The organism is Rhodococcus sp. NPDC006774 (assembly GCF_040636045.1).
Classification (GTDB): domain Bacteria; phylum Actinomycetota; class Actinomycetes; order Mycobacteriales; family Mycobacteriaceae; genus Rhodococcoides.
Genome location: NZ_JBEYIW010000007.1, coordinates 72,498 through 96,690, shown reverse-complemented (window position 1 = coordinate 96,690; position 24,193 = coordinate 72,498). Strand labels below are relative to the sequence as shown.

Annotated in this window: 25 protein-coding genes and 1 tRNA gene; 16 read left to right on the top strand and 10 right to left on the bottom strand. The window is 65.6% G+C overall.

The window, feature by feature from the left end; translation table 11 throughout:
• Nucleotides 1-50 precede the first annotated feature (50 nt).
• The 11 genes from ABZ677_RS13010 (at nt 51) to ABZ677_RS12960 (ending at nt 11,602) form a co-directional block, all read left to right on the top strand.
• Nucleotides 51-647, top strand: a complete 597-nt coding sequence (locus ABZ677_RS13010) for a TetR/AcrR family transcriptional regulator (protein WP_037187841.1) — start codon at nt 51-53, stop codon at nt 645-647.
• Entirely contained in the window at nt 644-2,173 is a 1,530-nt protein-coding gene (locus ABZ677_RS13005; protein WP_358369871.1) for an NAD(P)/FAD-dependent oxidoreductase, read from the top strand. The genes ABZ677_RS13010 and ABZ677_RS13005 overlap by 4 nt, the downstream gene beginning before the upstream one ends.
• Nucleotides 2,170-3,861 carry a GMC family oxidoreductase gene (locus tag ABZ677_RS13000; protein ID WP_358369868.1) on the top strand — a complete coding sequence of 564 codons (1,692 nt, stop codon included), beginning with the start codon at nt 2,170-2,172 and terminating at the stop codon, nt 3,859-3,861. The genes ABZ677_RS13005 and ABZ677_RS13000 overlap by 4 nt, the downstream gene beginning before the upstream one ends.
• Nucleotides 3,861-4,496: an acetoacetate decarboxylase family protein gene (locus ABZ677_RS12995; protein WP_094632300.1), complete on the top strand. Its 636-nt coding sequence runs from the start codon at nt 3,861-3,863 to the stop codon at nt 4,494-4,496. Before ABZ677_RS13000 ends, ABZ677_RS12995 begins: the two co-directional genes overlap by 1 nt.
• A gap of 51 nt (nt 4,497-4,547) precedes the next feature.
• Entirely contained in the window at nt 4,548-4,982 is a 435-nt protein-coding gene (locus ABZ677_RS12990) for a Fur family transcriptional regulator (protein ID WP_094740852.1), read from the top strand.
• Nucleotides 4,983-5,073: 91 nt separating this feature from the next.
• Nucleotides 5,074-6,606 carry a catalase gene (locus ABZ677_RS12985; RefSeq protein WP_358369864.1) on the top strand — a complete coding sequence of 511 codons (1,533 nt, stop codon included), beginning with the start codon at nt 5,074-5,076 and terminating at the stop codon, nt 6,604-6,606.
• Nucleotides 6,607-6,750: 144 nt separating this feature from the next.
• Nucleotides 6,751-7,224 carry a DNA starvation/stationary phase protection protein gene (locus ABZ677_RS12980; RefSeq protein ID WP_037188889.1) on the top strand — a complete coding sequence of 158 codons (474 nt, stop codon included), beginning with the start codon at nt 6,751-6,753 and terminating at the stop codon, nt 7,222-7,224.
• A gap of 81 nt (nt 7,225-7,305) precedes the next feature.
• A complete protein-coding gene (locus tag ABZ677_RS12975; RefSeq protein ID WP_358369861.1) occupies nt 7,306-7,995 on the top strand; it encodes an HAD family hydrolase in 690 nt (229 codons plus the stop codon).
• Nucleotides 7,992-9,791 (top strand): glycoside hydrolase family 15 protein, encoded by a 1,800-nt coding sequence (locus tag ABZ677_RS12970; RefSeq protein WP_358369858.1) that lies wholly within the window; start codon nt 7,992-7,994, stop codon nt 9,789-9,791. Before ABZ677_RS12975 ends, ABZ677_RS12970 begins: the two co-directional genes overlap by 4 nt.
• A gap of 29 nt (nt 9,792-9,820) precedes the next feature.
• Nucleotides 9,821-10,621, top strand: coding sequence for an SDR family oxidoreductase (locus tag ABZ677_RS12965; protein ID WP_358369855.1), 801 nt, complete (start codon nt 9,821-9,823; stop codon nt 10,619-10,621).
• A 9-nt stretch (nt 10,622-10,630) separates the two neighbouring features.
• Nucleotides 10,631-11,602 (top strand): LLM class F420-dependent oxidoreductase, encoded by a 972-nt coding sequence (locus ABZ677_RS12960; RefSeq protein WP_027494506.1) that lies wholly within the window; start codon nt 10,631-10,633, stop codon nt 11,600-11,602.
• Nucleotides 11,603-11,666: 64 nt separating this feature from the next.
• Here ABZ677_RS12960 and ABZ677_RS12955 read toward each other — a convergent pair whose 3' ends face one another.
• The 3 genes from ABZ677_RS12955 to ABZ677_RS12945 form a co-directional block, all read right to left on the bottom strand.
• A complete protein-coding gene (locus tag ABZ677_RS12955) occupies nt 11,667-12,092 on the bottom strand; it encodes an SRPBCC family protein (protein WP_141217012.1) in 426 nt (141 codons plus the stop codon).
• Nucleotides 12,093-12,209: 117 nt separating this feature from the next.
• Nucleotides 12,210-12,283, bottom strand: a tRNA-Pro gene (locus tag ABZ677_RS12950).
• A 17-nt stretch (nt 12,284-12,300) separates the two neighbouring features.
• On the bottom strand, nt 12,301-13,239 hold the full coding sequence (locus tag ABZ677_RS12945; protein ID WP_358370266.1) for a metallophosphoesterase: 939 nt from the start codon (nt 13,237-13,239) through the stop codon (nt 12,301-12,303).
• 185 nt (nt 13,240-13,424) lie between these two features.
• On the opposite strand from ABZ677_RS12945, the gene ABZ677_RS12940 reads away from it, so the two are divergent.
• A complete protein-coding gene (locus ABZ677_RS12940) occupies nt 13,425-13,889 on the top strand; it encodes a GatB/YqeY domain-containing protein (protein ID WP_037187848.1) in 465 nt (154 codons plus the stop codon).
• 66 nt (nt 13,890-13,955) lie between these two features.
• Here the strand turns inward: ABZ677_RS12940 and ABZ677_RS12935 are convergent, their stop codons facing one another.
• The gene (locus ABZ677_RS12935; protein WP_037187849.1) at nt 13,956-16,304 is read right to left on the bottom strand and encodes a transglycosylase domain-containing protein; all 2,349 of its coding nucleotides are present in this window, start codon (nt 16,302-16,304) and stop codon (nt 13,956-13,958) included.
• Between the two features lie 293 nt (nt 16,305-16,597).
• On the opposite strand from ABZ677_RS12935, the gene ABZ677_RS12930 reads away from it, so the two are divergent.
• Complete coding sequence (locus ABZ677_RS12930; RefSeq protein ID WP_008712729.1) at nt 16,598-16,921, top strand: WhiB family transcriptional regulator; 324 nt, start codon at nt 16,598-16,600, stop codon at nt 16,919-16,921.
• A gap of 22 nt (nt 16,922-16,943) precedes the next feature.
• Here the strand turns inward: ABZ677_RS12930 and ABZ677_RS12925 are convergent, their stop codons facing one another.
• From ABZ677_RS12925 to ABZ677_RS12915, 3 genes are read right to left on the bottom strand one after another with little or no spacing between them, the layout of a single operon-like run.
• Nucleotides 16,944-18,074: an ArsA family ATPase gene (locus ABZ677_RS12925; RefSeq protein ID WP_037187851.1), complete on the bottom strand. Its 1,131-nt coding sequence runs from the start codon at nt 18,072-18,074 to the stop codon at nt 16,944-16,946.
• Nucleotides 18,071-19,078, bottom strand: a complete 1,008-nt coding sequence (locus tag ABZ677_RS12920; RefSeq protein WP_037187853.1) for an ArsA-related P-loop ATPase — start codon at nt 19,076-19,078, stop codon at nt 18,071-18,073. Before ABZ677_RS12920 ends, ABZ677_RS12925 begins: the two co-directional genes overlap by 4 nt.
• A 45-nt stretch (nt 19,079-19,123) precedes the next feature.
• The gene (locus tag ABZ677_RS12915; protein WP_358369848.1) at nt 19,124-20,488 is read right to left on the bottom strand and encodes a wax ester/triacylglycerol synthase domain-containing protein; all 1,365 of its coding nucleotides are present in this window, start codon (nt 20,486-20,488) and stop codon (nt 19,124-19,126) included.
• 57 nt (nt 20,489-20,545) lie between these two features.
• Between ABZ677_RS12915 and ABZ677_RS12910 the strand changes: the two genes are divergently transcribed.
• On the top strand, nt 20,546-20,713 hold the full coding sequence (locus ABZ677_RS12910) for a DUF4177 domain-containing protein (protein ID WP_094609297.1): 168 nt from the start codon (nt 20,546-20,548) through the stop codon (nt 20,711-20,713).
• 6 nt (nt 20,714-20,719) lie between these two features.
• Nucleotides 20,720-21,178 carry a RidA family protein gene (locus ABZ677_RS12905; RefSeq protein ID WP_037187854.1) on the top strand — a complete coding sequence of 153 codons (459 nt, stop codon included), beginning with the start codon at nt 20,720-20,722 and terminating at the stop codon, nt 21,176-21,178.
• 16 nt (nt 21,179-21,194) lie between these two features.
• On the opposite strand, the gene ABZ677_RS12900 is transcribed toward ABZ677_RS12905, so the two are convergent.
• On the bottom strand, nt 21,195-22,049 hold the full coding sequence (locus ABZ677_RS12900) for a Gfo/Idh/MocA family oxidoreductase (protein ID WP_358369844.1): 855 nt from the start codon (nt 22,047-22,049) through the stop codon (nt 21,195-21,197).
• Between the two features lie 58 nt (nt 22,050-22,107).
• Here ABZ677_RS12900 and ABZ677_RS12895 point away from each other — a divergent pair, with 58 nt between their 5' ends.
• Entirely contained in the window at nt 22,108-22,899 is a 792-nt protein-coding gene (locus ABZ677_RS12895) for an MBL fold metallo-hydrolase (protein WP_037188897.1), read from the top strand.
• Here the strand turns inward: ABZ677_RS12895 and ABZ677_RS12890 are convergent.
• On the bottom strand, nt 22,896-23,570 hold the full coding sequence (locus ABZ677_RS12890; protein WP_027494494.1) for a Crp/Fnr family transcriptional regulator: 675 nt from the start codon (nt 23,568-23,570) through the stop codon (nt 22,896-22,898). The two genes, ABZ677_RS12895 and ABZ677_RS12890, sit on opposite strands and share 4 nt — an antisense overlap.
• 267 nt (nt 23,571-23,837) lie before the next feature.
• Nucleotides 23,838-24,107, bottom strand: coding sequence for a hypothetical protein (locus ABZ677_RS12885; protein ID WP_032395258.1), 270 nt, complete (start codon nt 24,105-24,107; stop codon nt 23,838-23,840).
• Nucleotides 24,108-24,193: the final 86 nt, after the last annotated feature.

Sequence of the window (24,193 nt, the reverse complement as noted above, 5' to 3'; positions counted from 1 at the left end):
ACTTAAAGTCAGGCTGGACTGTTTGTTGTTTTCGCGCTACTGTGCAAAGTGTGACTACCGACACAGGGCTCGACGATGCAGCTCCCACCGAGCGCCGGACGCAGGCCGAACGCACCGCGGGCACTCGGGCGAAGCTGCTCGACGCCGCGATCGATTGCCTGGTCGAACTCGGCTTCGCCAAGACCAGCACCCAGGAGATCGCCCGGCGCGCCGGTGTCTCGCGGGGCGCGCAGCTGCACCACTTCCCGACCAAGGAATCCCTGCTGATCGCGGCCGTCGAGCACCTCGTCGATCGGCGTCTCTCGGAGATCCTCGAAGCCGAACCGGACCCCGAGCGAGGGCCCGAGATCCTCGCCGACGCGTTCTCCGGCCCCCTGTTCCACGCCGCGCTCGAGCTCTGGGTGGCGGCCCGTACCGACCCGGCGCTGCACGAGGCGATGATCCCGCTGGAGCGACGCGTCGCCGAGGCCATTCAGGGCGGTGCCCAGATCGTCATGGGTAGCCGGATGTCCCCCGAGTCCATCGAGCTCAGTGTCGAACTCGCCCGCGGACTGGCTGTCTCGGCGCTGTTCCGTACTCCCGAAGCCGACGCGCAACTGCGCGGGCGGCTCCTCCCCGTCTGGTCCGAAAAGGTGATGGATTCGTGAACGCAACGCTGCCCGCACACAACGCAACACTGCCCGAACAGCTCGATGTACTGGTGGTCGGAGCCGGTTTCGCGGGTCTGGCCGCGGTGTCGAAGATCCTCGCCGATGATCCGAGCGCCGACGTGACGGTGATCGAACGCGCCTCCGACGTCGGTGGCACGTGGCGCGACAACACCTACCCGGGGTGCGCTTGCGACGTGCCGACCTCGCTGTACTCGTTCTCGTTCGCACCGAGCCCCAAGTGGAGTCATACCTTCGCTCGCCAGCCGGAGCTGTTCGACTACCTGCGTTCGGTGGTGGATCGCCTGAATCTGAACGATCGCATCGTCACGAACTGTGAACTGCAGTCCGCGACCTGGGACGAGGTGAACAAGCGGTGGTCGGTGCAGACGTCGCAGGGGTCCGCGAGCGCCAGGGTGTTGGTCGCCGCCACCGGGGCGCTGTCCACTCCGAAGATCCCGGACGTCCCCGGCATCGACACGTTCACCGGCACCGTGTTCCATTCGGCCACCTGGAATCACGAGCACGACCTGACCGGTGAGCGGGTTGCCGTCATCGGCACCGGGGCGTCGGCGGTGCAGTTCGTCCCCGAGATCGTCGACCGCGCCGAGCGGCTCACCGTCTTCCAGCGCACCCCCGCATGGGTCATTCCGCGCCTCGACCGCACCATCGGCCGGCTCGAGCGCACGCTCTACGAGCGAATCCCGTTGGCGCACCGTGCAGTTCGTGGTGTCATCTACGGCTACCGCGAGGCCTACGTGACCGTGTTGGCGGACAATCCGTGGCTGCTGCCCGCTGTGAAGGTGTTCGCGAAGTCGAATCTGAAGCGTCAGGTCAAGAATCCCGTGACACGTGCGGCCCTGACTCCCGACTACGCACCCGGCTGCAAGAGGCTTCTGCTGTCGAACGATTGGCTGCCCACGCTCGACCGGTCGGACGTCGATCTCGTGACGTCGGGGCTGACGTCCGTGACCGAGAACGGCGTCGTCGACGCCTCGGGCCGCAACCACGAGGTGGACACCATCATCTTCGCGACGGGGTTCACCCCCACCGAGCCGCCGGTGTCGCATCTGTTGCGCGGCAACGACGGTCGGACGCTGGCGGAACACTGGGGCGGTAGTCCGCAGGCGCATCTCGGGACCACCGTCGCCGGCTTCCCGAACCTGTTCCTGATGTACGGCCCCAACACCAACCTCGGGCACAGTTCCATCGTCTACATGCTCGAGTCGCAGGCCAACTACGTGGTCTCCGCGCTGAACGAAATGAAGGATCGCAGGATCGCGGCCGTCGAGGTCAACGAATCCGCTCAGCGGCAGCACAATTCGTGGGTCGATTCCGCGCTCGACGGCACCGTCTGGAATGCCGGCGGCTGCTCGAGCTGGTACCTCGACTCCAACGGTCGCAACTCCACGATGTGGCCCACCTACACATTCCGGTTCCGCAACAAGACGCGCGAGTTCGACGTGTCGAACTATCGGCTCGTCTCCGACGCTCTCGACTCAGACAACGAGGTGGTATCCGCATGAGCGACTACGACGTATTGATCATCGGCTCCGGTTTCGGCGGCAGTGTCGCCGCGTTGCGGGCAGTCGAGAAGGGCTACCGGGTGGCGGTTCTCGAGTCCGGCCGCCGATTCGAGGACGACGAGCTGCCGAAGACCAGCTGGCGTCTGCGCAAGTACCTGTGGGCTCCGGCGCTGGGTTGCTATGGGGTGCAGCGTATTCACCTGCTGCCCGATGTACTGGTGATGGCGGGAGCCGGCGTTGGCGGAGGTTCGCTGAACTACGCGAACACGCTGTACCAACCCCCGGCCAAGTTCTTCGAGGACCCGCAGTGGGGTTCGATCACCGATTGGCAGCGCGAGCTGAATCCGTACTACGACCAGGCCCGCCGGATGCTCGGCGTCGAGACCAACCCGACCATCACCGCCTCCGACAAGGTGATGAAAGAGGTGGCCGAGGACATGGGTGTGGGGGACACGTTCACCTCGACCCCGGTGGGCGTCTACTTCGGCGATCGCGGCATGACTGCACCCGACCCGTTCTTCGGCGGTGCCGGACCCGAGCGCACCGGCTGCACCGAATGCGGAGCGTGCATGACCGGCTGCCGCGTCGGTGCGAAGAACACACTCGTCAAGAACTACCTGTACCTCGCCGAACACGCAGGCGCGCATGTTCTTCCGTTGACCACAGTCGTGGACGTGCGCCCGAACGGCGGTGGCTACGACGTGGTGACGCGTCGGACCGGTGGAAAGCTGCGTCGCAAGGAGAAGACGATCACTGCGGATCAGGTGATCTTCTCGGCCGGCACCTACGGCACCCAGAAGCTGATGCTCGCGGCCAAGGAGAAGGGCTCGCTGCCGCGCCTCTCGGAGCGGATCGGTTCGCTCGTGCGCACCAACTCCGAGGCCGTGCTCGCGGCGACCGCCCGCGGCCGTGAGGTCGACTACCACGAGGGCGTGGCGATCACGTCGTCGTTCCATCCGGACGATCACACGCACATCGAGCCGGTGCGATACGGCAAGGGCAGCAACGCCATCGGCCTGCTGCAGACCGTGCTCAGCGACGGCGGCGGCAAGATGCCGCGCGTACTCAAGACTCTCGGTGTCGCACTGCGTCACCCCGGCGCTGCGGTACGGAGCCTGTCGGTGCATCGTTGGTCGGAGCGAACCGTCATCGCGCTGGTGATGCAGACCGACGACAACTCGCTCGAGCTCGGATCGAAGAAGGGACCGTTCGGGCGCCGCCTCACCAGCAGGCCCGGCGCAGGTGATCCACCGCCGCAGTGGATTCCGCAGGGGCACGAGGCCATTCGTCTGCTCGCGGACAAGATCGGCGGTGACCCGGGCGGATCGATCGCCGAGATCGTCAACATTCCGATGACCGCGCACTTCCTCGGTGGCTGCGCGATCGGCGACTCGCCGCAGACCGGCGTGATCGACGGTTACCAGCGGGTCTACGGCTACGAGGGACTGCACGTGCTCGACGGTTCTGCCGTCAGCGCCAACCTCGGCGTCAATCCGTCCCTGACGATCACGGCCCAGGCCGAGCGTGCAATGGCGTTGTGGCCCAACAAAGGTGAGCCCGATCGGCGACCCGCGGTGGGCACGGAGTATCAGGAGGTCACACCCACCCAGCCGGTGCATCCGGTTGTCCCGGTGTCGGCCCCGGGTGCCTTGCGGCTCCCCCTGACCGTTGTGGGGAGGGATTCCTGATGTGGAGTGTCACCGAATCCGAAACCGAGCGCACCGACTGGCCGGTCAGTCCGGCAGCGCCGTGGCCGGCGAACGTACGCGCCACGATCTGGTGGCATCGGGCCCGGTCGTCGGATTTCGCACCGAGCGGTGCCAAGACGCTGCCGATCACGATGTGCATGGTCGTCGACTACACCACGTCGCCGGTCGGTCCGTACCGCGAGATCCTGGCGAGCCCGGCGCTGCGCCGGGACGTCGGACGCGTTCCTCGGATGGCGGTGCCGTTCATCGCCGTCGATTCCGCGACGTCGGTGCACGGCGGCCGGACCAACTGGCATCTGCCCAAGGTGCTGGCCGAATTCGAGGGCGACGTGCTGGGCGAGGCCGGGGCGAGTGGCGACGAATGGTCGGTGCGGACGACGTCCCGCGCCGTGGGACCGCAGTTCCCGATGCTCGGCTCCCTCGGTTTCGCGCAGCCGGTGTCCGGCGGCTCGGCCATCGCCACCGCAAGTCTGAAGGGCAGAGCCAGGGTGGCCCGCGTCGAGGTGGACGCGAAAGGCCCGACGCTCAGTCGCTGGATGCCGTCGGGCACGTATTTCGGGTTGCAGATCGTGTCGGGTTCGATGCGGACGGGTGAAGCTCGCCTGGTCGGATAGACGAGATCCGCTTTTCTTGACTTAGTCCAGATTAGGGGCATACTGGAGTACATGCAGCTCACCGAACGCGTCGACCCCGCAGCGCAGTTGCGCTCGGTCGGTCTCCGCGTCACCGGACCCCGAGTTGCAGTCCTGAATGCGGTCACAGCCCGACCGCATTCGGACGCAGACGACATCGCTGCCGCCGTCCGTGCGGACGGTGGTTCGGTGTCGACTCAAGCCGTCTACGACGTGCTCAGGGCCTGCGTCGACGCAGGTCTGCTACGTCGCATCGAGCCTGCCGGTTCGGCCGCGCTGTACGAGAGCAGGACGGCGGACAACCACCATCACCTCGTGTGCCGAGAGTGCCACGGCGTAGTCGACGTCGACTGTGTCGTCGGTGCTCCGCCGTGTCTCGTCCCCGAGAACACCCATGGATTTGTCGTCGACGAAGCCGAGATCGTCTTCTGGGGTTTGTGCGGCGACTGCACGAGGCATTCCGTCTGACACTGCGGTCCAGCGTACGGCCGCTCGGTTTCACAGATCTTTCGAAGAACAGCCCTCTTCGGATTCGATTCAGCCCTTCAGGAGGCTTCGTATGACCAAGCCGATCACCAACAAACCGACCACCAGCAACTCGGGAATCCCCGTCCCCAGCGACGATCAGTCGCTGACCGCCGGAACGCAGGGACCGATTCTTCTGCACGACCACTACCTCATCGAGAAGATGGCGCAGTTCAACCGTGAGCGGGTCCCGGAGCGCGTCGTGCACGCCAAGGGCGCAGGCGCGTTCGGTGAACTCGAGATCACCGGGGACATCAGCAAGTACACCAAGGCGAAGGCGTTGCAGCCCGGTGCCAAGACCGAGATGCTGGCGCGCTTCTCCACCGTCGCGGGCGAGCAGGGCAGCCCCGATACCTGGCGTGACCCGCGTGGCTTCTCGCTGAAGTTCTACACCGAGGAAGGCAACTGGGACCTCGTCGGCAACAACACCCCGATCTTCTTCGTCAAGGACCCGATCAAGTTCCAGGACTTCATCCGCAGCCAGAAGCGCATGCCCGACTCCGGTCTGCGCGACAACAACATGCAGTGGGACTTCTGGACCCTCTCGCCCGAGTCGGCACACCAGGTGACGTGGCTCATGGGTGACCGCGGTATCCCCAAGTCGTTCCGCCACATGGACGGATTCGGTTCGCACACCTACCAGCTCATCGCCGAGGACGGCACGAAGACCTGGGTCAAGTTCCACTTCAAGACCGACCAGGGCATCGACTTCCTGACGCAGGACAAGGCGGACGAGGTTGCCGGTACGTCTCCCGACCACCACCGTCAGGACCTCTTCGGATCCATCAAGAACGGTGACTTCCCCAGCTGGACGCTGAAGGTCCAGCTCATGCCGTACGACGAGGCCGAGAACTACAAGTACAACCCGTTCGACCTCACCAAGGTCTGGTCGCAGAAGGACTACCCGTTGATCGAGGTCGGCAAGATGACCTTGAACCGCAACCCGGAGAACTTCTTCGCGCAGATCGAGCAGAGCTCGTTCGAGCCGTCCAACACCGTGCCCGGCATCGGCTTCAGCCCCGACAAGATGCTGCTCGGACGCGTCTTCTCCTACGCCGACGCGCACCGGTACCGCATCGGAGCGAACTACGCGCAGCTGCCGGTCAACGCCCCGAAGTCCGAGGTCAACTCGTACTCCAAGGACGGCAACATGCGGTACTCGTTCAACTCCCCGGAGACGCCCGTCTACGCACCGAACTCGTTCGGTGGCCCGTCGGCGGACACGAACAAGTACGGCGACGACGGCGCGTGGGACTTCGAGCCCCGTTTCGTGCGCACCGGTTACATCGAGCACCCCGAGGACGGTGACTTCGTACAAGCAGGAGCCCTGGTCCGCGAGGTCATGGACGACGCGCAGCGCGAGCGTCTCGTCGGGAACATCGTCGGACACGTGCTCAACGGCGTCAGCGAGCCCGTCCTGAGCCGGGTGTTCGAGTACTGGACCAACGTCGATGCAGAGCTCGGCAAGAAGGTCGAGGAAGGTGTTCGGTCGCAGCAGAACGAGACCGCACCGACCACGGGTGCAGGCGCGATCGACGATCCTTCCGACGAGGCCGCCAAGGTCTGATCCGATCGATCCTGGGATCGGCGTCACAGCGATGATGGCGTCGATCCGGAACAACGCGTGGCCACATGCCGTTGTGTAGTACAGACGAAAGAACAATAATGGTGTGCGATGCATACCGTCGTCCAACGGCAGGGAGGCCACATCATGACGAACCCCATCACCAGCACCCTCGACGCAGGTCAGCAGAAGATCGCCGGCGATGCGCTTCAGGGAACCGTGGTCGATCTCATCGACCTCTCGCTCATCGCCAAGCAGGCGCACTGGAACGTGATCGGCAAGAACTTCCGGTCGGTGCACCTCGAGCTCGACGAGTTGGTCACGGCCGCACGTGAATTCACCGATCAGGCAGCCGAGCGCGCCACCGCTATCGGGGTCAGCCCCGACGGCCGCGCAGCCACCGTCTCCTCGACGGCAGGCACCAAGGGCTTCGGTGCCGGATGGACCCAGGACAGTGAGGTCGTGCCGGCCGTCGTCGACAACCTCGCCGCGGTCGTCGAGCGTCTTCGCGGACGCATCGCCGACACCGGCGAAGCCGATCCGGTGACCCAGGACCTGCTCATCGGCATCACAGCGCGACTCGAGCAGTTGCACTGGATGTGGCAGGCCCAGGCCAGCTGACCTTTCTTCACTTCGACAGGCCCCTCGCACGCAGCGGGGGGCCTGTTGTTTGCCTGCACCACCCCCGGGTATCCGATGCTCATGCCTGTTACCGAGCCGAAAGTCGACGCAGTTCTGCTCGACATCGACGGCACCCTCGTCGATTCCAATTACGTGCACGTCGACGCCTGGTCGCGGGCCTTCCGTGATGCCGGCCGCGAAGTGCCTTCCTGGCGCATTCACCGCTGCATCGGGATGGACGGCTCCAAGTTGCTAGAGACGCTCGTAGGATCGTCGGACAGCGCGCTGGCCGGCGAGGCGAAGAAGCTGCACGGCGAGTACTACGCGGCCGCTTCGGCGGATCTCGAAGTGCTCCCGGGTGCCCGTGAATTGTTGGCGGAGTTGAACTCTCGTGGAGTCACCGTGGTGCTGGCCACCTCGGCTCCCGAAAGCGAGCTGTCGACGTTGCGCGACCTGCTCGACGTCGAGGATTCCGTCGCGGTGGTGACGAGCGGTGAGGATGCCGAGGTCGCCAAGCCGGAGCCCGACATCATCGCGGTTGCCCTCGAACGGTCCGGCGTCGGCGCCGACGACGCCGTCATGGTCGGCGACAGTGTCTGGGATATCGAGTCGGCCGGTCGCGCGGGCGTACGCGCCATCGGTGTACGCAGTGGCGGTATCTCGCGTGGTGAGTTGCTCGACGCAGGCGCGGCAGCGGTGTTCGACGACCCGGCGGATCTGCTGGAACACGTCGAGACCAGCCCGATCTTTGCTGGAAAGGTAAGTGCTTGAACGAGTTCCGTAAGCCGTGCCCCAGGGTCGACGGTTACGTCCCCATCGAGAGTTACGGAGCCATCGGCGACGGCCGGACTGTGGCGATGATCGCCGACGACGGCCGGATCGACTGGTTTCCGGTGCCCAACCTGGACTCGCCGCCGCCGTTCGCGGCGTTGCTGGACGCCGGGAACGGCGGGTACATCGAACTGATGCCGTTGGCAGAGTTCACCGTCCGGCGTGAATTCGTCCCCGGGACAAACGTTCTGAGTACTACGTTCCGCACCGATACCGGCTCCGTTCGGATCACCGACTCGTTGAACACCGGGGTCGCCGGGCGTCTTCCGTGGGTGGAGTTGGCCCGCCGCGTCGAGGGGCTCGACGGCACCGTCGAGTTGTCATGGTCCGTGGCACCGGGCACGATGCTCGGCATCGCGTCGCCGTGGGCGTACGACACCGAGCACGGCACCGTTCTGCGGGTCGACGGATTGACCTTGGCGGTGCGGACTCTGGGCATCGAGAACGTGCGCGTGGCGGACCGCGACATCGGTGGGGTGGTCTCCACGCAACCGGGCTCGCGGCACGTGCTGGGCGTCGTGGGGACGGAGAACGAGCCGCTGCCGTTGCCCGATCCGCAGCACCTCGACGAGGGTATCGACCGGACCATCGACAACTGGCGCGTCTGGTCCGACGAGTTCTCGTACGAGGGTCCGTGGGCGGAGCATGTGGCTCGCAGCGCGCTGGCGCTGAAACTGTTGCTGCACAGCCCGTCCGGTGCCATTGCCGCCGCCGCGACGACCTCGCTGCCCGAGAACCGGACCGGTGGCAAGAACTGGGACTACCGCTACGCGTGGGTGCGCGACGCCGCGTACACCATCCGTGCGTTGCAACGGTTCGGCCTTCGTGAGGAGATCCATGCTGCGGTGGCGTGGTTGCTGAAGGTGATCCGTGCCAACGACCCGTTGGTCAACGTCTTCTACACCCTCGGCGGTGAATTGCCCGGTGGCACGGAACAACCCGACGTTCCCGGCTGGCGAGGCATCGGGCCGGTGGTGAACGGCAACGCTGCGGCGGATCAACTGCAGTTGATGATCTTCGGCGACCTGTTCTCGATCATCCGGCAGTACGTCGACGCCGGAAACATCCTGGACGCGCAGACCGGTCGACTGTTGGCCACCATCGCAGACGAGGCCTGTGATTCGTGGCAGCGCAAGGACGCCGGCATCTGGGAGCTCGAGGACGAACAGCATTACACCAGCTCCAAATTGGGCTGTTGGCAGGCGCTCGACTGCGCGGTGCACCTCGCCGAGGCGGGGGAGATCCCGGGCATAGCGGATCGATGGAAGGCCGAGAAGGAACGCATCCGGCACTACATCGAAACCGAGTGTTGGTCGGACGAGCGGCAGGCCTACCTCGCGTACCCGGGTGCCGACGGGCTCGACGCATCCGTGCTGTTGGCCGCCGAGATGGATTTCGATCGTGGAGAACGTCTTTCGTCCACGATCGATGCGCTCGGCGAAGAACTCGGTGCCGGACCGCTGATGTACCGCTACAGCGGGGTATCGAAGGAAGAGGTGACCTTCGTCGCCTGCGCGTTCTGGCGGGTGTCGGCGCTGTCCTGCGTAGGCCGAGACGACGAAGCCACCGCCCTGATGGACCAGTTGGTGGAGCTGTCCAACGACGTCGGGCTGTACAGCGAAATGATCGATGCTTCGGATGGATCGTTTCTGGGTAACTTCCCGCAGGGCTTGAGCCACCTGGCCCTGGTGAATGCGGCGCTGACCATCGCGCGCTCGCACGACGCCACAGCCTGACATCAACCTCTAGCGCAAAGTGGGATCGTATGGATCTGGGAATCGACGGTAGAACCGCGCTGGTGACCGGGGCAGACTCCGGCATCGGCTGGCACACCGCGAAAATGCTGTTGGCCGAGGGCGTTCGGGTCGTCATCAGCGACAAGGATCAGAGCTCCCTCGACGAGGCTGCGGCGCAACTCGCAGCACCGGAGGGGCAATTGTTCGCATTCGCTGCGGACGTGACCGACACCGAGGCCGTCGAGAATCTGGCCGCACGCACGCAGCAGGCCGTGGGCGACATCGACATTCTCGTCCAGTCCTCGGGGGTGACGGGTGCCCAGGGCCTGTTCCACGAGATCGACGAGGAAGGGTGGCGTTCCACCCTCGACATCGACCTGATGGGACCGGTTCGGCTGCTGCGGGCATTTCTTCCTGCACTCCGACGAGGCGGCTGGGGGCGCATCGTGTTGCTGACCTCCGAGGACGCCGTGCAGCCGTACGACGACGAATTGCCGTACTGCTCGGCCAAAGCGGGCGTTCTGGCTCTCGCCAAGGGGCTTTCGCGCAGTTATGCGTCGGAGGGATTGCTGGTCAATGCGGTCTCTCCCGCGTTCATCCATACCCCGATGACCGACGCGATGATGGACAAGCGCGCCGAGGAGAAGGGCACCGACCGCGACGGTGCCGTCGAGAGCTTCCTCGACGAGGAGCGTCCGTACATGGAGCTCGGCCGCCGAGGCGAACCCGAGGAAGTGGCCTCGGTGATCACGTTCCTGTGTTCGGATCGCGCGTCCTTCGTCAACGGATCCAACTACCGAGTCGACGCCGGTTCCGTCGCAACCATTTAGGAGAACAGCATGACCAATTTCGGATACACGTTGATGACCGAGCAGAGCGGCCCGAAGGAGCTGGTGAAGTACGCCGTCGGAGCCGAGAAGGTCGGCTTCGACTTCGAGGTCAGCAGTGACCACTACTCGCCGTGGCTCTCGTCGATGGGTCACTCGCCCTACGCATGGACGACGCTGGGTGCGGTGGCTCAGGCCACCGAACGCGTCGAGTTGATGACGTACGTGACGTGCCCGATCATCCGGTACCACCCGGCCGTCGTCGCGCAGAAGGCCGCCACGCTGCAGATTCTGGCCGACGGACGCTTCACCCTCGGCCTCGGCAGCGGGGAGAACCTCAACGAGCACGTCGTGGGCGAAGGCTGGCCGTCCATCGACAAGCGGCAGGACATGTTCGTCGAGGCGCTCGAGATCATCAGGGCACTGCACGCCGGTGGCTTGGTCACATACGAGGGCAAGCACTTTCGCGTCGACTCCGCGCGGATCTGGGATCTGCCCGAGGGCGGTGTGCCGATCGGTATCGCCGCCGGCGGCGAGAAGGCCGTCGCTCGGTTCGCGGAGTACGGCGATCACCTCATCGCCACCGAGCCGGACGCCGATCTCGTCAAGGCATGGTCGGACAACCACGAGGGCCCGGCGCGGTCCATCGGCCAGATCCCCATTTCCTGGGACCCGGACAAGGACGCGGCCATCGATCGCGCGCACGATCGCTTCCGTTGGTTCGCCGGCGGCTGGGCAGTCAACGCCGATCTGCCGACGACGGCCGGCTTCGCCGGAGCGACCAAGTTCGTGCGGAAAGAGGATGTGGCCGACACGATCCCGTGCGGACCGGACCTGGACGCGATCGTCGAGGCCGTGAAGCCGTACTGGGAGGCCGGTTACACCGACATCGCCCTCGTACAGGTGGGCGACGAAACCCAAGAGCGGTTCCTCGCCGAGGCTGCAGGCCCGCTGTTGGAGAAACTGCGCGCTGCGTCCAGCTGACCCCCGACTGCTAAGAGACCCCGATCGATGACATCGATCGGGGTCTCGTCGTCGTGCGGTGGTCCTACGGTGCGAGAGACGACAGATTCTTCGAGATGCTCGACGTCAGTGCCTTGCCGACGATCGCTGCGAGTCCGGGGACGGGCGCGTCGAATCCGATCGTGTAGTCGAGTTCGGTGCCGCCGTCGGTGGTGGGGGTGAACTTCTGCACGCCCCAGTGGCCGCGTAGCGGGCCGCCCTTGGTGATGCGGTACTCGATCAGCGAGTTGGGCTCGGACGTGATCGTGGTTTCCTCGAACGCGGGCAGCGGCCCGAGCTTGAGGCTGCGGGTGGAGCCGACGCCGTTGCGCGATGTATCGCCGTCGCGCACACGGCCGATCTTCGCCAAGAACAGCGGGCCGAGGTTCTCGTGCTCGGACAGTGCCGCGAACACGACCTCGGGGGGAGAGACGAACCGGTGGGTGACGTGGACGCGGGTCGGTGTCGGCATGGGTCGTGAGATCCGTTCGCTGGGGGTCGACAGAGTCGACTCACAGTAGCCGTCCACCGCGCAAAAAAAGGGACCCACTCGATCGAATCGAATGGGTCCCTCTTCGTGGTCCAACTGTCGGGGTGGCGGGATTCGAACCCACGACCTCTTCGTCCCGAACGAAGCGCGCTACCAAGCTGCGCCACACCCCGTGTACCGCTGGAGAAGTCTAACTCACGACTGCCTCGGAACGCGAAACGCCCTCGTCGGAGACGTTTTTCGGACCCATTCTCGGGGCCGGAGTCAGCGTGATCAGAGTTGCCTCGGGCCGGCAGCAGAACCGTGCAGGCGCGTACGGCGACGTTCCGACGCCCGCGGAGACGTGCAGCTGGGTGTGTGCGCCCCACTTGGACGGACCCTTTACCCGTGAACGGTCGATCTCGCAGTTCGTCACCAGGGCACCGTAGAACGGCAGGCACAGCTGCCCACCGTGCGTGTGACCGGCGAGCACGAGGTCGTAACCGTCCTGGGCGAACTTGTCCAAGACGCGCGGCTCCGGCGAATGCGTGATGCCCAGGCGCAGGTCGGCCAACGGATTCGGCTGGCCGGCGATGGTGTCGTACCGATCGCGCTTCAGGTGGGGATCGTCGACGCCTGCCGACGCGATCCGCACCCCGGCCACCTCGAGTTCGCGACGCACGTGCGTCACGTCGAGCCAGCCGCGCTCGGAGAACGCGGCCCGCAGATCGCGCCACGGCAGCGACTCGCCCGTCGTGCGCTTGTGGTTCTTGTCGAAGTACTTGAACGGGTTCTTCGGCTTGGGCGCGAAGTAGTCGTTGCTACCGAACACGAACAGGCCAGGGCGGGCCAGCAGTGGTCCCAGCGCCTGCACGACGCTGGGAACGGCGCGCTGATGCGAGAGATTGTCCCCGGTGTTGACGACCAGATCGGGGTCGAGGCGGTCCAGTTCACGCAGCCAGTTCTGTTTCATCCGCTGGCCGGGCATCATGTGCAGGTCGCTGATGTGCAGCACGCGCAGGGTCGCCGAACCCGGCTCTAACACGGCCATGGACGTCTCGCGCAGAGTGAAGGCATTGCGCTCGATGAGGGTGGCGTATCCGAGCCCCAACGCCGCCGCGCCTGCAGTCCCGATCACGGAACTCTTCAGCGGAGCTGCTCGGACTGCATCGCGAGCCTGTTCTGCGGCACTGCGAAGTTGTGTGGAGGCACTGCGCAGCTGCGTCGAGGTGCTGAGAAACGAGGGACTGAATTGTGCGGACACCTCATCCACGATACGGCAGCAACCGGATATGGACGTGCGAGCCGACGACTGCGCCGCGTAGCGTTTCCGCCATGTCCGAACTCAAGGCTCGCCTCCGTACCGACCTCACCGCAGCGATGAAGGCGAAGGACAAACTCCGCCTGGCAACGCTGCGCATGATTCTCGCCGCTATCCAGACCGAGGAGGTCTCCGGCAAGGAGGCCCATGATCTGACCGACGACGACGTTCTCAAAGTGCTTGCCAAGGAAGCGAAGAAGCGCGGCGAATCGGCCGAGATCTACACCCAGAACGGCCGCGGCGAACTTGCGGCGAACGAGCATGCCGAAGCGCAGATCATCAACGAGTACCTGCCCACTCCGCTCACCGACGAGGAACTGGCCACCATCGTCGACACCGCGATCGCGCAGGTCGCCGAGGACCTCGGAGAGCGACCGGCGATGAAGCAGATGGGTCAGGTCATGAAGATCGCGTCGGGACTCGCAGCGGGCAAGGCCGACGGATCGCGACTGTCGAAGGCAGTCAAGGACCGCCTGTAGTGCGCTCCGCGCAGTGGTGCGGTCATGTCCCCTCCAGGGCACTCAACCGCACCACTGCCGCAGGCACTAGCGAGGTGCCGTCAACCCGGGGATCGCCGGAATCTGGATGCCCGGCGGTAGGTCCGGGATCTGGATGTTCGGCAGCGCGGGTGCCGGAGCCGGAGCGGGTCGAACCGAACCGTCACTGACGTAGATCGTGATGTTCGATCCGGGGACCGCCGAGCCCGACGGCGACGTCGACACCACGGTGCCGCGCGCAGCCTGGTCGGCCGTGGTGGCCACCGTCACCTGGAAGCCCGCACCCTGCAGGGTCGAGGTTGCCGACGACTGGCTCTGGCCGGTGACGTCGGGAACCTGGCCGTTGGCCGAGCCGCGGACGTACTTCTGGTCGACCGGTGGCAACGCGACAGGGCCGAAGTTGTTGGCGATCGGAGTCATGGCGTCGAACCACGTCCGCGCCGGCTCGTTACCGCCGTACAGGTTGCCCGAGCTGCAGGGCCGCAGCGGGAACGAGCAGATCTCGCTCGGCGTCGGGGAGTCGCCGTAGGTGTAGACGGCGGCGGCGTAGTTGTTGGTGAACCCGAGGAAGCCCGAGGATCGGTTCGACTCGGTGGTTCCGGTCTTGCCGGACATCGGCAGGGTCCAGCCGGCGGAACCGGCGGCGGACGCGGACGTGCCGCCTGCCTGGTCGTCCTTGCTCATCGCGTTCGCAAGGGTGTTCGCCAATCCGGGCTCGACGACCTGCTCGCAGGCCTGGTGCGCGACCGGAACGGGCTTGCCGTCGCGGTCGAAGATCGAGTCGATCGGGGTGGGCGGGCACCATTTGCCACCGGAGGCGAGCGTGGCAGCCACGTTGGACAGTTCCAGTGGGTTGACCCAGGTGGGCCCGAGCGTGAACGAGCCGAGGTTCTGGTCCTTCTGGAAGTCGGCCATGGACTGTTCGGTCCCCGACGAACCCGGGTCGTTGTAGGAGCGCAGACCGAGGCGCACGGCCATGTCGACGGTCGGCGTGACGCCGACCGATTCGATCAGCTTGACGAACGCGGTGTTGGGAGACTGCGCCAGCGCGTCGGTGATGGACAGCGCAGGTGGGTAGTTGCCCGCGTTCTCGACGCAGTAGGTCGCTGCCGGGCAGTTCCTGGCTCCGCCGTCGCCGACGCCCTTGACCTCGACGCGACGAGGAACCTGCAGCGTCGCGCTGGTACCCAGTCCGCGCTCCATGGCCGCGGCCGTGGTGAAGATCTTGAAGATCGATCCCGCTCCGTTGCCCACGAGGGAGTGCGGTTGCGGTTGCACGGTCTCGTCGTCGTCGGCGTTGAGGCCGTAGGTGCGGCTGCTGCCCATCGCGAGAACTCGGTGCTGGTCCTGCCCGGGTGCGACGACGTTCATGACAGTGGCGACGCCGTCGAGGGTCGGGCTGGTGTTCTCGACCAACGCCGCCTTGGTGGAGTTCTGCACCGCGGGGTCGAGCGTCGTACGGATGAGGTACCCGCCCTTGTCGATCTGCTCCTGGCTGATGCCGGCGTCGGCGAGGTACTGCAGTGCGTAGTCGCAGAAGAATCCGCGGTCACCTGCCGCGATGCAGCCGCGGGGCAGGGTCTGGGGCACGGGCAGCACACCGAGTGGCTCGGACTTGAGTGCCTCGAGCTCCGACGCGCGTTCGGGGAGGTTCTGGATCATCGTGTCGAGCACGGTGTTCCGGCGCTCGAGCACGCCCTCCTCGTTGGTGTACGGGTTGAGCGCCGAGCTGGACTGCACCATGCCCGCGAGCATTGCGGCCTGGACGGCGCTGAGCTGGCTGGCGTCGATGCCGAAGTAGGTCTGGGCCGCGTCCTGGATGCCGAAGGACGCGTTACCGAACGGCACCAGGTTGAGGTACCGGGTGAGGATCTCGTCCTTGGTCAGTTCCTTGTCGAGCGTCAACGCCATCCGGATCTCGCGGATCTTGCGAGCGGGCGTCGTCTCGATGGCCGCGCGGCGCTCGGCGTCGGTCTTGGCCACCACGAGCAGCTGATAGTTCTTCACGTACTGCTGATCGATGGTGGATGCGCCCTGCTCCACCTGCCCGCTCGTGGTGTTGGTCAGGAACGCTCGGAGCGTGCCCTGCCAGTCCACACCCTGGTGCTCGGCGAAGCGGCGGTCCTCGATCGAGACGATGGCGAGCTTCATCTCGTTGGAGATCTGGTCGCTCGGCACTTCGAATCGACGCTGCTCGTACAGCCAGGCGATGGGGTTGCCGTTGACGTCCGTCATCGTCGAGACGGCAGGCACCGCGCCTTCGACCAACTCGGCCGAGACGTTGTCGACGGTATCGGCGGCGCGGTTGGAGGCGTACCCGAACCCACCGGCCAAGGGGAACATCACGCCGGCGAGCAATGCACCGGCGAGTGCTGAACATCCGGCGAGCTTCGCCACGGTTTTTCCAACTGACACAGAGCACAGCGTACGTGGGCGCCGCTCGGACCGGCAGAGGCCTGCACGCACTGTGTGCTGCGCCCCTGCTCGGGACGGCCGTACCAGAAATGTGACCCCGCCGTCTTGCATTCGGGGCTCGCTTTACCTAAATTATGAGCACGGTGTGATTCGCATAACACTTGATAATGAATGTGGGGCAGCTCCTAGAATTTGTGCTTCGACACAGAGGTACAAACCGCTTCGAGCCTCCGGGACGTCCAGCGAGGACGTCCGCAACGCAAAGGGGTATCCGCATGCACACGACAACCGCGCCGACGCGACTCGATGTAGAAGAAGCAGAAGCACGCATCGCCTGGGTGTCGCACGCCCGTTGCAAGGGCACTGACCCGGACCAGCTCTTCGTCCGGGGTGCAGCACAGCGCAAGGCTGCAACCATCTGCAGGCACTGCCCGGTGCTGATGCAGTGCGGTGCGGATGCGCTCGACAACCGTGTCGAGTTCGGTGTCTGGGGCGGCATGACGGAACGCCAGCGCAGGGCACTGCTCAAGCAGCACCCCGAGGTCGACTCCTGGTCCGAGTTCTTCGAGACCCAGCGCCAGCAGCAAGCAGCTATCTAGCCGCCTGCCGGGCACGGCCGATTCAGGCTTTGCGGGTCAGCTGATCGGCCACTGCCCGCAGCGCGGCGAGGTCTGAGACCTCGAACGGCAGAGACGGAACACCGACGATGGGCACGCGGGGGTGCGCACCGGTGAAGCGCTTGAGCAACCGCACCTCACGCGCTGCCGTGACGGCACGCTGGGCGTGGATCCGGAGGACGGCGGCGGTCAGATCCGCGCCGGGGTCATCGATTCGATCGAGCAGATCGGCTGCCGTCGCGGCGTGATCCGCCTGCACCGTCGACAACGTCGGGTGCGTTCGGTTCACCACCAAACCGGCCAGCGGCATCTTCTCCGCGGACAATCTCTCCACGAAGAACGCCGCCTCGCGCAGTGCGTCGGGTTCCGCGGCAGCGACTACCAGGAAGCTGGTGCCGTCCTCGCGCAGCAACTGGTAGGTACGCGTCGCCCGCTCGCGGAAGCCGCCGAACATCGAATCCAGTGACTGAACGAAAGCTGAAGCGTCGGAGAGCATTTGGCTGCCGATGACCGTGGAGACGCCGCGCATGGCCAGACTCATTGCGCTGGTGACCACGCGAGTGATGCCGCGACCGGGAGCGGTGAGCAGCCGGATGAACCGGCCGTCGAGGAACGAGCCGAGTCGCTGCGGCGCATCGAGGAAGTCCAGTGCATTGCGCGACGGCGGAGTGTCCACCACGATCAGATCCCACGACGAGTCCAAGGACAACTGCCCCAACTTCTCCATCGCCATGTACTCCTGCGTGCCCGAAAACGACGACGCCACAGTCTGATAGAACGGATTGGCCAACACCTGCTCGGCCTTCTCCGGCGTCGAGTGCTCGATGACCATCTCGTCGAACGTGCGTCGCATGTTCAGCATCATCGCGTGCAGTTCGCCCTTGGCACCGGCACCCAACTTCACCGGCTGCGGGCTGTTGTCGAGATCGCCGAGACCGAGAGCCTGAGCCAGTCGTCGGGCCGGATCGATCGTCAGCACCACCACGCGCCTGCCCTGCTCGGCAGCGCGCAGTGCCATCGCAGCCGCGGTGGTCGTCTTACCGACGCCGCCGGCCCCGCAGACGACGACGATCCGCGAGGTGGGATCGGTGAGAATGCGGTCGACATCGAGTTCGGTTGCTACTGGTCGAGTCATCGGACACCCTGTTCTGCCAGCTTGGCGGCGAGCTCGTACAAGCCGCCGAGATCGACACCGTCCGCCAACATCGGCAACGACATACGCGCGACGTCGAGTTCGTCGAGCGTGGTTGCGCTCTCCACCTGAGCCGAGAGCGTCGCCGCGTGCTCGATCGATTCGGTGAGCAGCCCCGCGAAGTCCGCCTCGGACAGCGTGATTCCGGTCTTGGCGAGACCGTCCTGAATGGCGACGGCATCGATCTCGCCCTCGGCGATGGCCTCGAGGGACCCGGCAGGAAGGTACGTCGGTTCGGTGCGATTGACGATGACCGTGCCGAGTCTCAGATCTGCCGCCTCGAGCTCACGCACCGCGTCGGCCGTCTCCTGGACCGGCAGAGCCTCGAGCAGAGTCACCAGATGCACGACGGTGTCGGCCGAGTGCAGCAACCGCACCACGCCCTCGCTCTGCGAACGAACCGGTCCGCCCTTGGCCAGGTCGGCCATGGCCTTGGTGACGTCCAGGAAGTTTCCGATGCGGCCGGTCGGCGGCGAGTCGACGACGATCTCGTCGTAGATGCGGTTGCCCTTCTTGTCGGTCCGCACCACACATTCCTTGACCTTGCCGGTCAGCAGCACATCGCGCAGACCGGGTGCGATGGTCGTCGCGAACTCGATCGCACCGATCTTGCGCATGGCGCGGCCTGCGAAGCCGAGGTTGTAGAACATCTCGAGGTATTCGAGGAAGGCGGTCTCGATGTCGATGGCCAGCGCATAGACCTCGCCGCCGCCGTCCGCCGAGGCGACGCGGGTCTCCTGCGGCGGAAGCTGCGGAACATCGAAGAGCTGCGCGATGCCCTGTCGGCCTTCGACCTCGACCAGCAACACCCGTCGACCGCCTGCCGCGAGCGCAAGCGCCAATGCGGCGGCAACCGTCGTCTTGCCGGTCCCGCCCTTACCGGACACGAAATGCAGCCGCGCGGCATCTGCCTTCGCCGGCCATCCCTCTTCGTTCGCTATACCCACACCCCGACCATATAGACGTCGTCTGCGGGCGTCCGACCGAACTCTCTAACTCTGCCCCGCGTGTCGGCGGAGGTGGTCGACCAACCCCTGTGTGTATGCGTCGAGATCCGGAACTGCGTCAGGACAGGCGACCATCGCGATCGTCACCACGTCGACGAATCCGAAGATTCCGTGATTGAGACACCGGCCGTCTTCCAAGAACGGAAAACCGGCCGAGAAACGCGCCACGGCACCACACAGCTCGAGGTCCGCGCGGCCACGATCGACACTGACGACGGTTGTCTGTGCACCGACGCGCGACGGAGAGCGGTCATGTTTTCGGAATCGACGGCCTTGCACGAATCGGACGATCGGCGCGGGCACCCGCTCGTCCGCACGCGCGATGCGAAGCAGTGGCGCGGCCGTCACTCGGGCTCGTTCGACTGCGAGCGAACGGGTGATCAGCTCGGCCCGCTTCGCGACATCGGGTTCGCCGACATGGAGATCGACCGTTCCGACCACCGCTCGATTCGCTGCCGGCCACTCCACGTCACCAGGGAGGGCCATCGGCACGAACGCCGTGACGCTGCCTCCGGTCTCGGACAGTGTCCTGTGACCGTCGCCGAGATACCGATCGAGGCACGAGCCGACGGCGCAGAGAGCGGACACCGTCACCGACGCGGCACCCGCGCGGACCTCTCTCGCCTGCATCGGCACGACGCGGACGACTCGGTACGGCCCCACGGCCCGGTTCAGCGACGTGGCCGGCACCGACGGCGGGCCGGGCGGCGTCCCCTGGTAGGCGCGAATCGCTCGACGGGCCTCCCACCGTGATCGAACGAGATTCACCGGTGCCTTGGCCACAGCGCCGAGAACGTCGAGAACGTCGAGAACTGGATTCGCCCGCTCGGGCGTGGTCTCCGGCGACGGTGCCGCACCTGGCGCGGACTGCGGATCGAACAGTGCGCGAACCATCCTCGATACGCCGAGCCCATCGGTCAGGGCGTGCCCGACCTGCAGTATCACCACCGTGACGGCACCCTGCATCAGCGGAGCACTGCCGATTCCACGCACCACGTGCAGGTGCCAGGTGTGTTCTCGCAGGTCGAGCCGAGTGCGGAGCAGGTCGCCCATCAAGGTCTCGAAATCGGCCCAGGGCGCACCGCCGAGATCGTGGTCGGACATCCGTTCGGACAGCGGGGACGTGTCGGGTACCCATCGTGGGTAGTCCAGATTCAGCGGTGCCTCTTTCAGCCGCAGTCCCAGTCCGGGAACGAGAGGTGCACGGGCCTCGATGTGCGCGACGATCTCCTCGAACGAGGGCGCAGCGCGATCGACCGAGTCGAACGCCGTCAGGGAGAACTGGTCTCGAGAATCACCGCGGTCGCGCGCGAAGTGGTAGATGGCGTCCTTGATATCGAGCCGATCCATGCGACGACTGTAGTTCCGGCTCCGCGCCGGCGGACCCGAACGATAGGCTCACCAGTCATGAGCGAAAAGATCATCTGGGAGTACTTCACCGCGCCGGTTCTGATTCACGCCACCAAGCAGATTCTGGACAACTACGGCTCCGAGGGCTGGGAGCTCGTCACGATCATGGCGGGACCCAACGGCGGCGACACGTTGGTCGCGTACTTCAAGCGCCCGAAGGCCTGAGCGCACGTGACGAAGTGGAGCGAACGACTGTCCGAGCTGGGCATCGAGCTACCCGATGTCGTTCCGCCGCTGGCGGCCTACGTCCCGGCGGTGCAGGTGGGCTCTCTCGTCCACACCTCCGGCCAGCTGCCGATCGTGGACGGAAACCTGACGTCCGTGGGCAAGGTCGGTGCCGACGTCACCGCTGAGGACGCGACCGCCGCGGCGCGCATCTGCGCCCTGAACGCGCTCGCCGCCGTGCACGCGCTCGTCGGCATCGATTCGGTGGCCCGGGTGATCAAGGCGGTCGGCTTCGTTGCCTCCGCACCGGGATTCACCGGTCAGCCCGGGGTGATCAACGGGGCGTCGAACGTCATCGGTGAGATCTTCGGCGATGCGGGCAAGCATGCGCGCTCGGCCGTGGGTGTCGCCGAACTGCCCCTCGGTGCTTCGGTGGAAGTGGAGCTCATCGTCGAACTGCGCTGACGCGCAGCCGCACATGTCACTGGGGCGCAGCCGCACTGATCACTTTCTGTAGGTGCAGGCCTCGGTGTACCGAGCATTCGTGATCGACACCCTTGTCGACCGACTCGAGGAATTCGTCCAGCAGGACGGCGAAGCAGTCGGTCGACGAGGTCGATCGGTCGGTGAGAGTTGCGATGCCGTCGGTGCCGCTCAGCTCGATGCGCATCAGGGACGGCATGATCGGCGTCCGCAGCGAGAGTTGAACGGTGCTCGTTGCGCCGCCCTCGTGTTCGAGAACCACGGTCCAACTGTCCGACGCCACCTCGCGGTGCGAATAGGCAACGCGTGAAATGGTTCCCAGTGCGGCGTCGAGCAGATCGAACACGTGTGGGCCGATGTCGAGGATCGCCCCGTCGTCGTGTCGCCACCGCGAGTTCGCGTACGCCCCACCGAGGACGGCACCGGAGAACCAGGTTCCCGAGCCCGCCGCCCACGGTCGTCCGGCGGCCGCGTCGAGGAATTGCCTTGTCTCCGGGGCGAACCGGAGAGTCAGCGTCACCATCGAGCGCACGCCTGCGGTCGTCACCGCCGAGGCCAGTTCCTCCGCCTCGGCCACCGTTGCGGCAATCGGCTTGTCCAACAACACATGTTTGCCTGCCTGCACCGCGCGCAGTGCGTATCCGGCTTGCACGGCCGGTGGTACCGCGAACGCCACCGTGTCGACGGCGTCGAGCAGGGCCTCGAACGACTCGAATACCGGTGCACCCAGCTCGGCCGCCGCTTCGGGTCTGCGTGCCCATACTCCGGTGAAGTCGACGCCCGGATGAGCGAGCAGCGAGGGGGCTTGAGTCTTGCGAGCCCAGGGGCCCGCTCCGACGAGTCCGATCTTCATGAGTGTCGACGGTAGTCCTCGTGGACATCTCCCGGAGCAGGCGACCTACAGTACTTTCATGGCCGTCTCGAACCCCCAGCATCCCGCGTACGGACTACTCCGGCAGGTGACGCCAACCGCGTCGGTTCTGCTCGCCGACAACCCGGGCAAGATGACGCTCGACGGGACGAACACCTGGATTCTGCAGGGACCGGGGTCGGACGAGTGCATCGTGGTCGATCCGGGGCCGAAGGACCGGGCCCATCTCGACGCCGTCGCCGCGTCGGGCACGGTGGTTCTGACCCTGGTGACCCATCGCCACGCCGATCACACCGGTGGGCTGAAGCGTTTTCATCGAAAGACGGCGGCTCCGGTGCGCGCGGTCGGGGAGAAGTTCCTGCACGGGGACGGCGTGAGCCTGGTCGACGGCGAGATCATCGAGGCGGCGGGGCTTCGGATCGAGGTTCTGCACACGCCCGGTCACACTGCGGATTCGGTGAGTTTCGTGCTGGACGACGCGATCCTGACGGGAGATACCGTCTTGGGCCGCGGCACCACGGTGCTGGACCCGAAGGACGGCTCGCTCGCGGATTATCTGCAGTCGTTGGATCGGCTCGAAGCGGCCGGTGCGGGGAAGAGCGTGCTTCCCGGTCACGGGCCGGAGCTACCGGACACCGCCGAGGTGGCGCGAGCGTATCGCGCCCACCGTCGGCAGCGGCTGGATCAGGTTCGTTCGGCGCTCGCGGAGCTCGGCGAGGACGCGAAACCGATGCAGGTGGTTCGCCACGTCTATTCGGACGTGGACAAGAAGTTGTGGCCGGCTGCGCGGATGTCGGTCAAAACGCAGCTGGCCTACCTCCGGGAGAGCTAGCGAGCTCGGCGTGCCAGACGCTCGGAGTCCGAGATCAGTACGGACTTGCCTTCGAGGCGCAGCCATCCGCGGTGTGCGAAGTCGGCCAGAGCCTTGTTGACGGTTTCGCGAGAGGCACCGACGAGCTGAGCGATCTCTTCCTGCGTCAGGTCGTGGGTGACGCGCAGCGAGCCCGCTTCCTGGGTGCCGAATCGCTGTGCCAGCTGGAGCAGCGCCTTCGCGACACGTCCGGGAACGTCGGTGAAGATGAGGTCGGCCAGGTTGTTGTTGGTGCGACGCAACCGGCGGGCCAGTACGCGCAGCAGCTGCTCGGCGATCTCCGGGCGCTGGTCGATCCAGTCCTTGAGTGCAGCTCGGTCCATGCTGACCGCGCGCACCTCGGTGACCGTGGTGGCCGAGGACGTACGGGGACCGGGATCGAAGATCGACAGCTCACCGAACATGTCCGACGGTCCCATGATCGTCAGCAGGTTCTCGCGGCCGTCGGGGGAGCGTCGCCCGAGCTTGATCTTGCCGGAAACGATGATGTAGAGCCGGTCTCCGGGCTCACCCTCGTTGAACACCACGTGTCCCCGGGGGAAATCGACAGGCTGCAGCTGCTTCGTCAGTGCCGCAACCGCTGAGGGCTCGACTCCTTGGAAGATGCCGGCCCGTGCCAGGACGTCGTCCACTTGCGCTCCTTTTGGGATGTCGGTGACGCGGCAACCCGCACCACCGAAAGCGTTTGTACACAGTTCGTGCCATGCACCGAACTGCGGTGCAGTTCAGGCGTCGACGCCGATCCGATGATCAAACACAACAATTACCTCAGGGGAGTCTACTTCGAGTCGGTGGAAACCGAGTGATCGACGCCACCACAGGTTGCCAGAGGACTCGGGCGTGTGTTCCCGTTCACCCGAAATTCATCGAAATTACGACCAATGGGACAAAACGTGCGCTCAGCTGGCCCGTTGGTCGACCATGCCGTCGCGCGTGTCGACGGTCCGCGGAGGGGTCTGGCGGCGCTTGCGGGTGTTGAATCGGGCCAATGCGTGTGGGAAGCCCTCGTTCGCCAGAGTGGCGACCTCGGACGTGCTCGCCTGATCGAGGAACTCCTGGACTTCCTGCTCCCGGACGCCGAGCTTGCTGAGCCGGAACTCGACGCGTTCCATCGCGAGTGCGAAGAGCATGAGTAGTACCGGAAAGAGCACCACGGCGAGTCCTTGCATACCGGCCAGTTAACACCGAAAAGGTCTCGATACAAACACAGCCCACTCCTGCCGCGAGGAACGTTACGCATTCTTGTCCGTACAGT

What these genes read in the sequence shown, in the direction of transcription:
- ABZ677_RS12925 (WP_037187851.1), bottom strand. Translation starts at nt 18,074, where the DNA reads ATGACTCGACCAGTAGCAACCGAACTCGATGTCGACCGCATTCTCACC.
- ABZ677_RS12975 (WP_358369861.1), top strand. Translation starts at nt 7,306, where the DNA reads ATGCCTGTTACCGAGCCGAAAGTCGACGCAGTTCTGCTCGACATCGAC.
- ABZ677_RS12885 (WP_032395258.1), bottom strand. Translation starts at nt 24,107, where the DNA reads ATGCAAGGACTCGCCGTGGTGCTCTTTCCGGTACTACTCATGCTCTTC.
- ABZ677_RS12895 (WP_037188897.1), top strand. Translation starts at nt 22,108, where the DNA reads ATGGCCGTCTCGAACCCCCAGCATCCCGCGTACGGACTACTCCGGCAG.
- ABZ677_RS12980 (WP_037188889.1), top strand. Translation starts at nt 6,751, where the DNA reads ATGACGAACCCCATCACCAGCACCCTCGACGCAGGTCAGCAGAAGATC.
- ABZ677_RS12940 (WP_037187848.1), top strand. Translation starts at nt 13,425, where the DNA reads ATGTCCGAACTCAAGGCTCGCCTCCGTACCGACCTCACCGCAGCGATG.
- ABZ677_RS12900 (WP_358369844.1), bottom strand. Translation starts at nt 22,049, where the DNA reads ATGAAGATCGGACTCGTCGGAGCGGGCCCCTGGGCTCGCAAGACTCAA.
- ABZ677_RS12910 (WP_094609297.1), top strand. Translation starts at nt 20,546, where the DNA reads ATGAGCGAAAAGATCATCTGGGAGTACTTCACCGCGCCGGTTCTGATT.
- ABZ677_RS12995 (WP_094632300.1), top strand. Translation starts at nt 3,861, where the DNA reads ATGTGGAGTGTCACCGAATCCGAAACCGAGCGCACCGACTGGCCGGTC.
- ABZ677_RS12990 (WP_094740852.1), top strand. Translation starts at nt 4,548, where the DNA reads ATGCAGCTCACCGAACGCGTCGACCCCGCAGCGCAGTTGCGCTCGGTC.
- ABZ677_RS12965 (WP_358369855.1), top strand. Translation starts at nt 9,821, where the DNA reads ATGGATCTGGGAATCGACGGTAGAACCGCGCTGGTGACCGGGGCAGAC.
- ABZ677_RS12985 (WP_358369864.1), top strand. Translation starts at nt 5,074, where the DNA reads ATGACCAAGCCGATCACCAACAAACCGACCACCAGCAACTCGGGAATC.
- ABZ677_RS12915 (WP_358369848.1), bottom strand. Translation starts at nt 20,488, where the DNA reads ATGGATCGGCTCGATATCAAGGACGCCATCTACCACTTCGCGCGCGAC.
- ABZ677_RS12960 (WP_027494506.1), top strand. Translation starts at nt 10,631, where the DNA reads ATGACCAATTTCGGATACACGTTGATGACCGAGCAGAGCGGCCCGAAG.
- ABZ677_RS12955 (WP_141217012.1), bottom strand. Translation starts at nt 12,092, where the DNA reads ATGCCGACACCGACCCGCGTCCACGTCACCCACCGGTTCGTCTCTCCC.
- ABZ677_RS13000 (WP_358369868.1), top strand. Translation starts at nt 2,170, where the DNA reads ATGAGCGACTACGACGTATTGATCATCGGCTCCGGTTTCGGCGGCAGT.
- ABZ677_RS12930 (WP_008712729.1), top strand. Translation starts at nt 16,598, where the DNA reads ATGCACACGACAACCGCGCCGACGCGACTCGATGTAGAAGAAGCAGAA.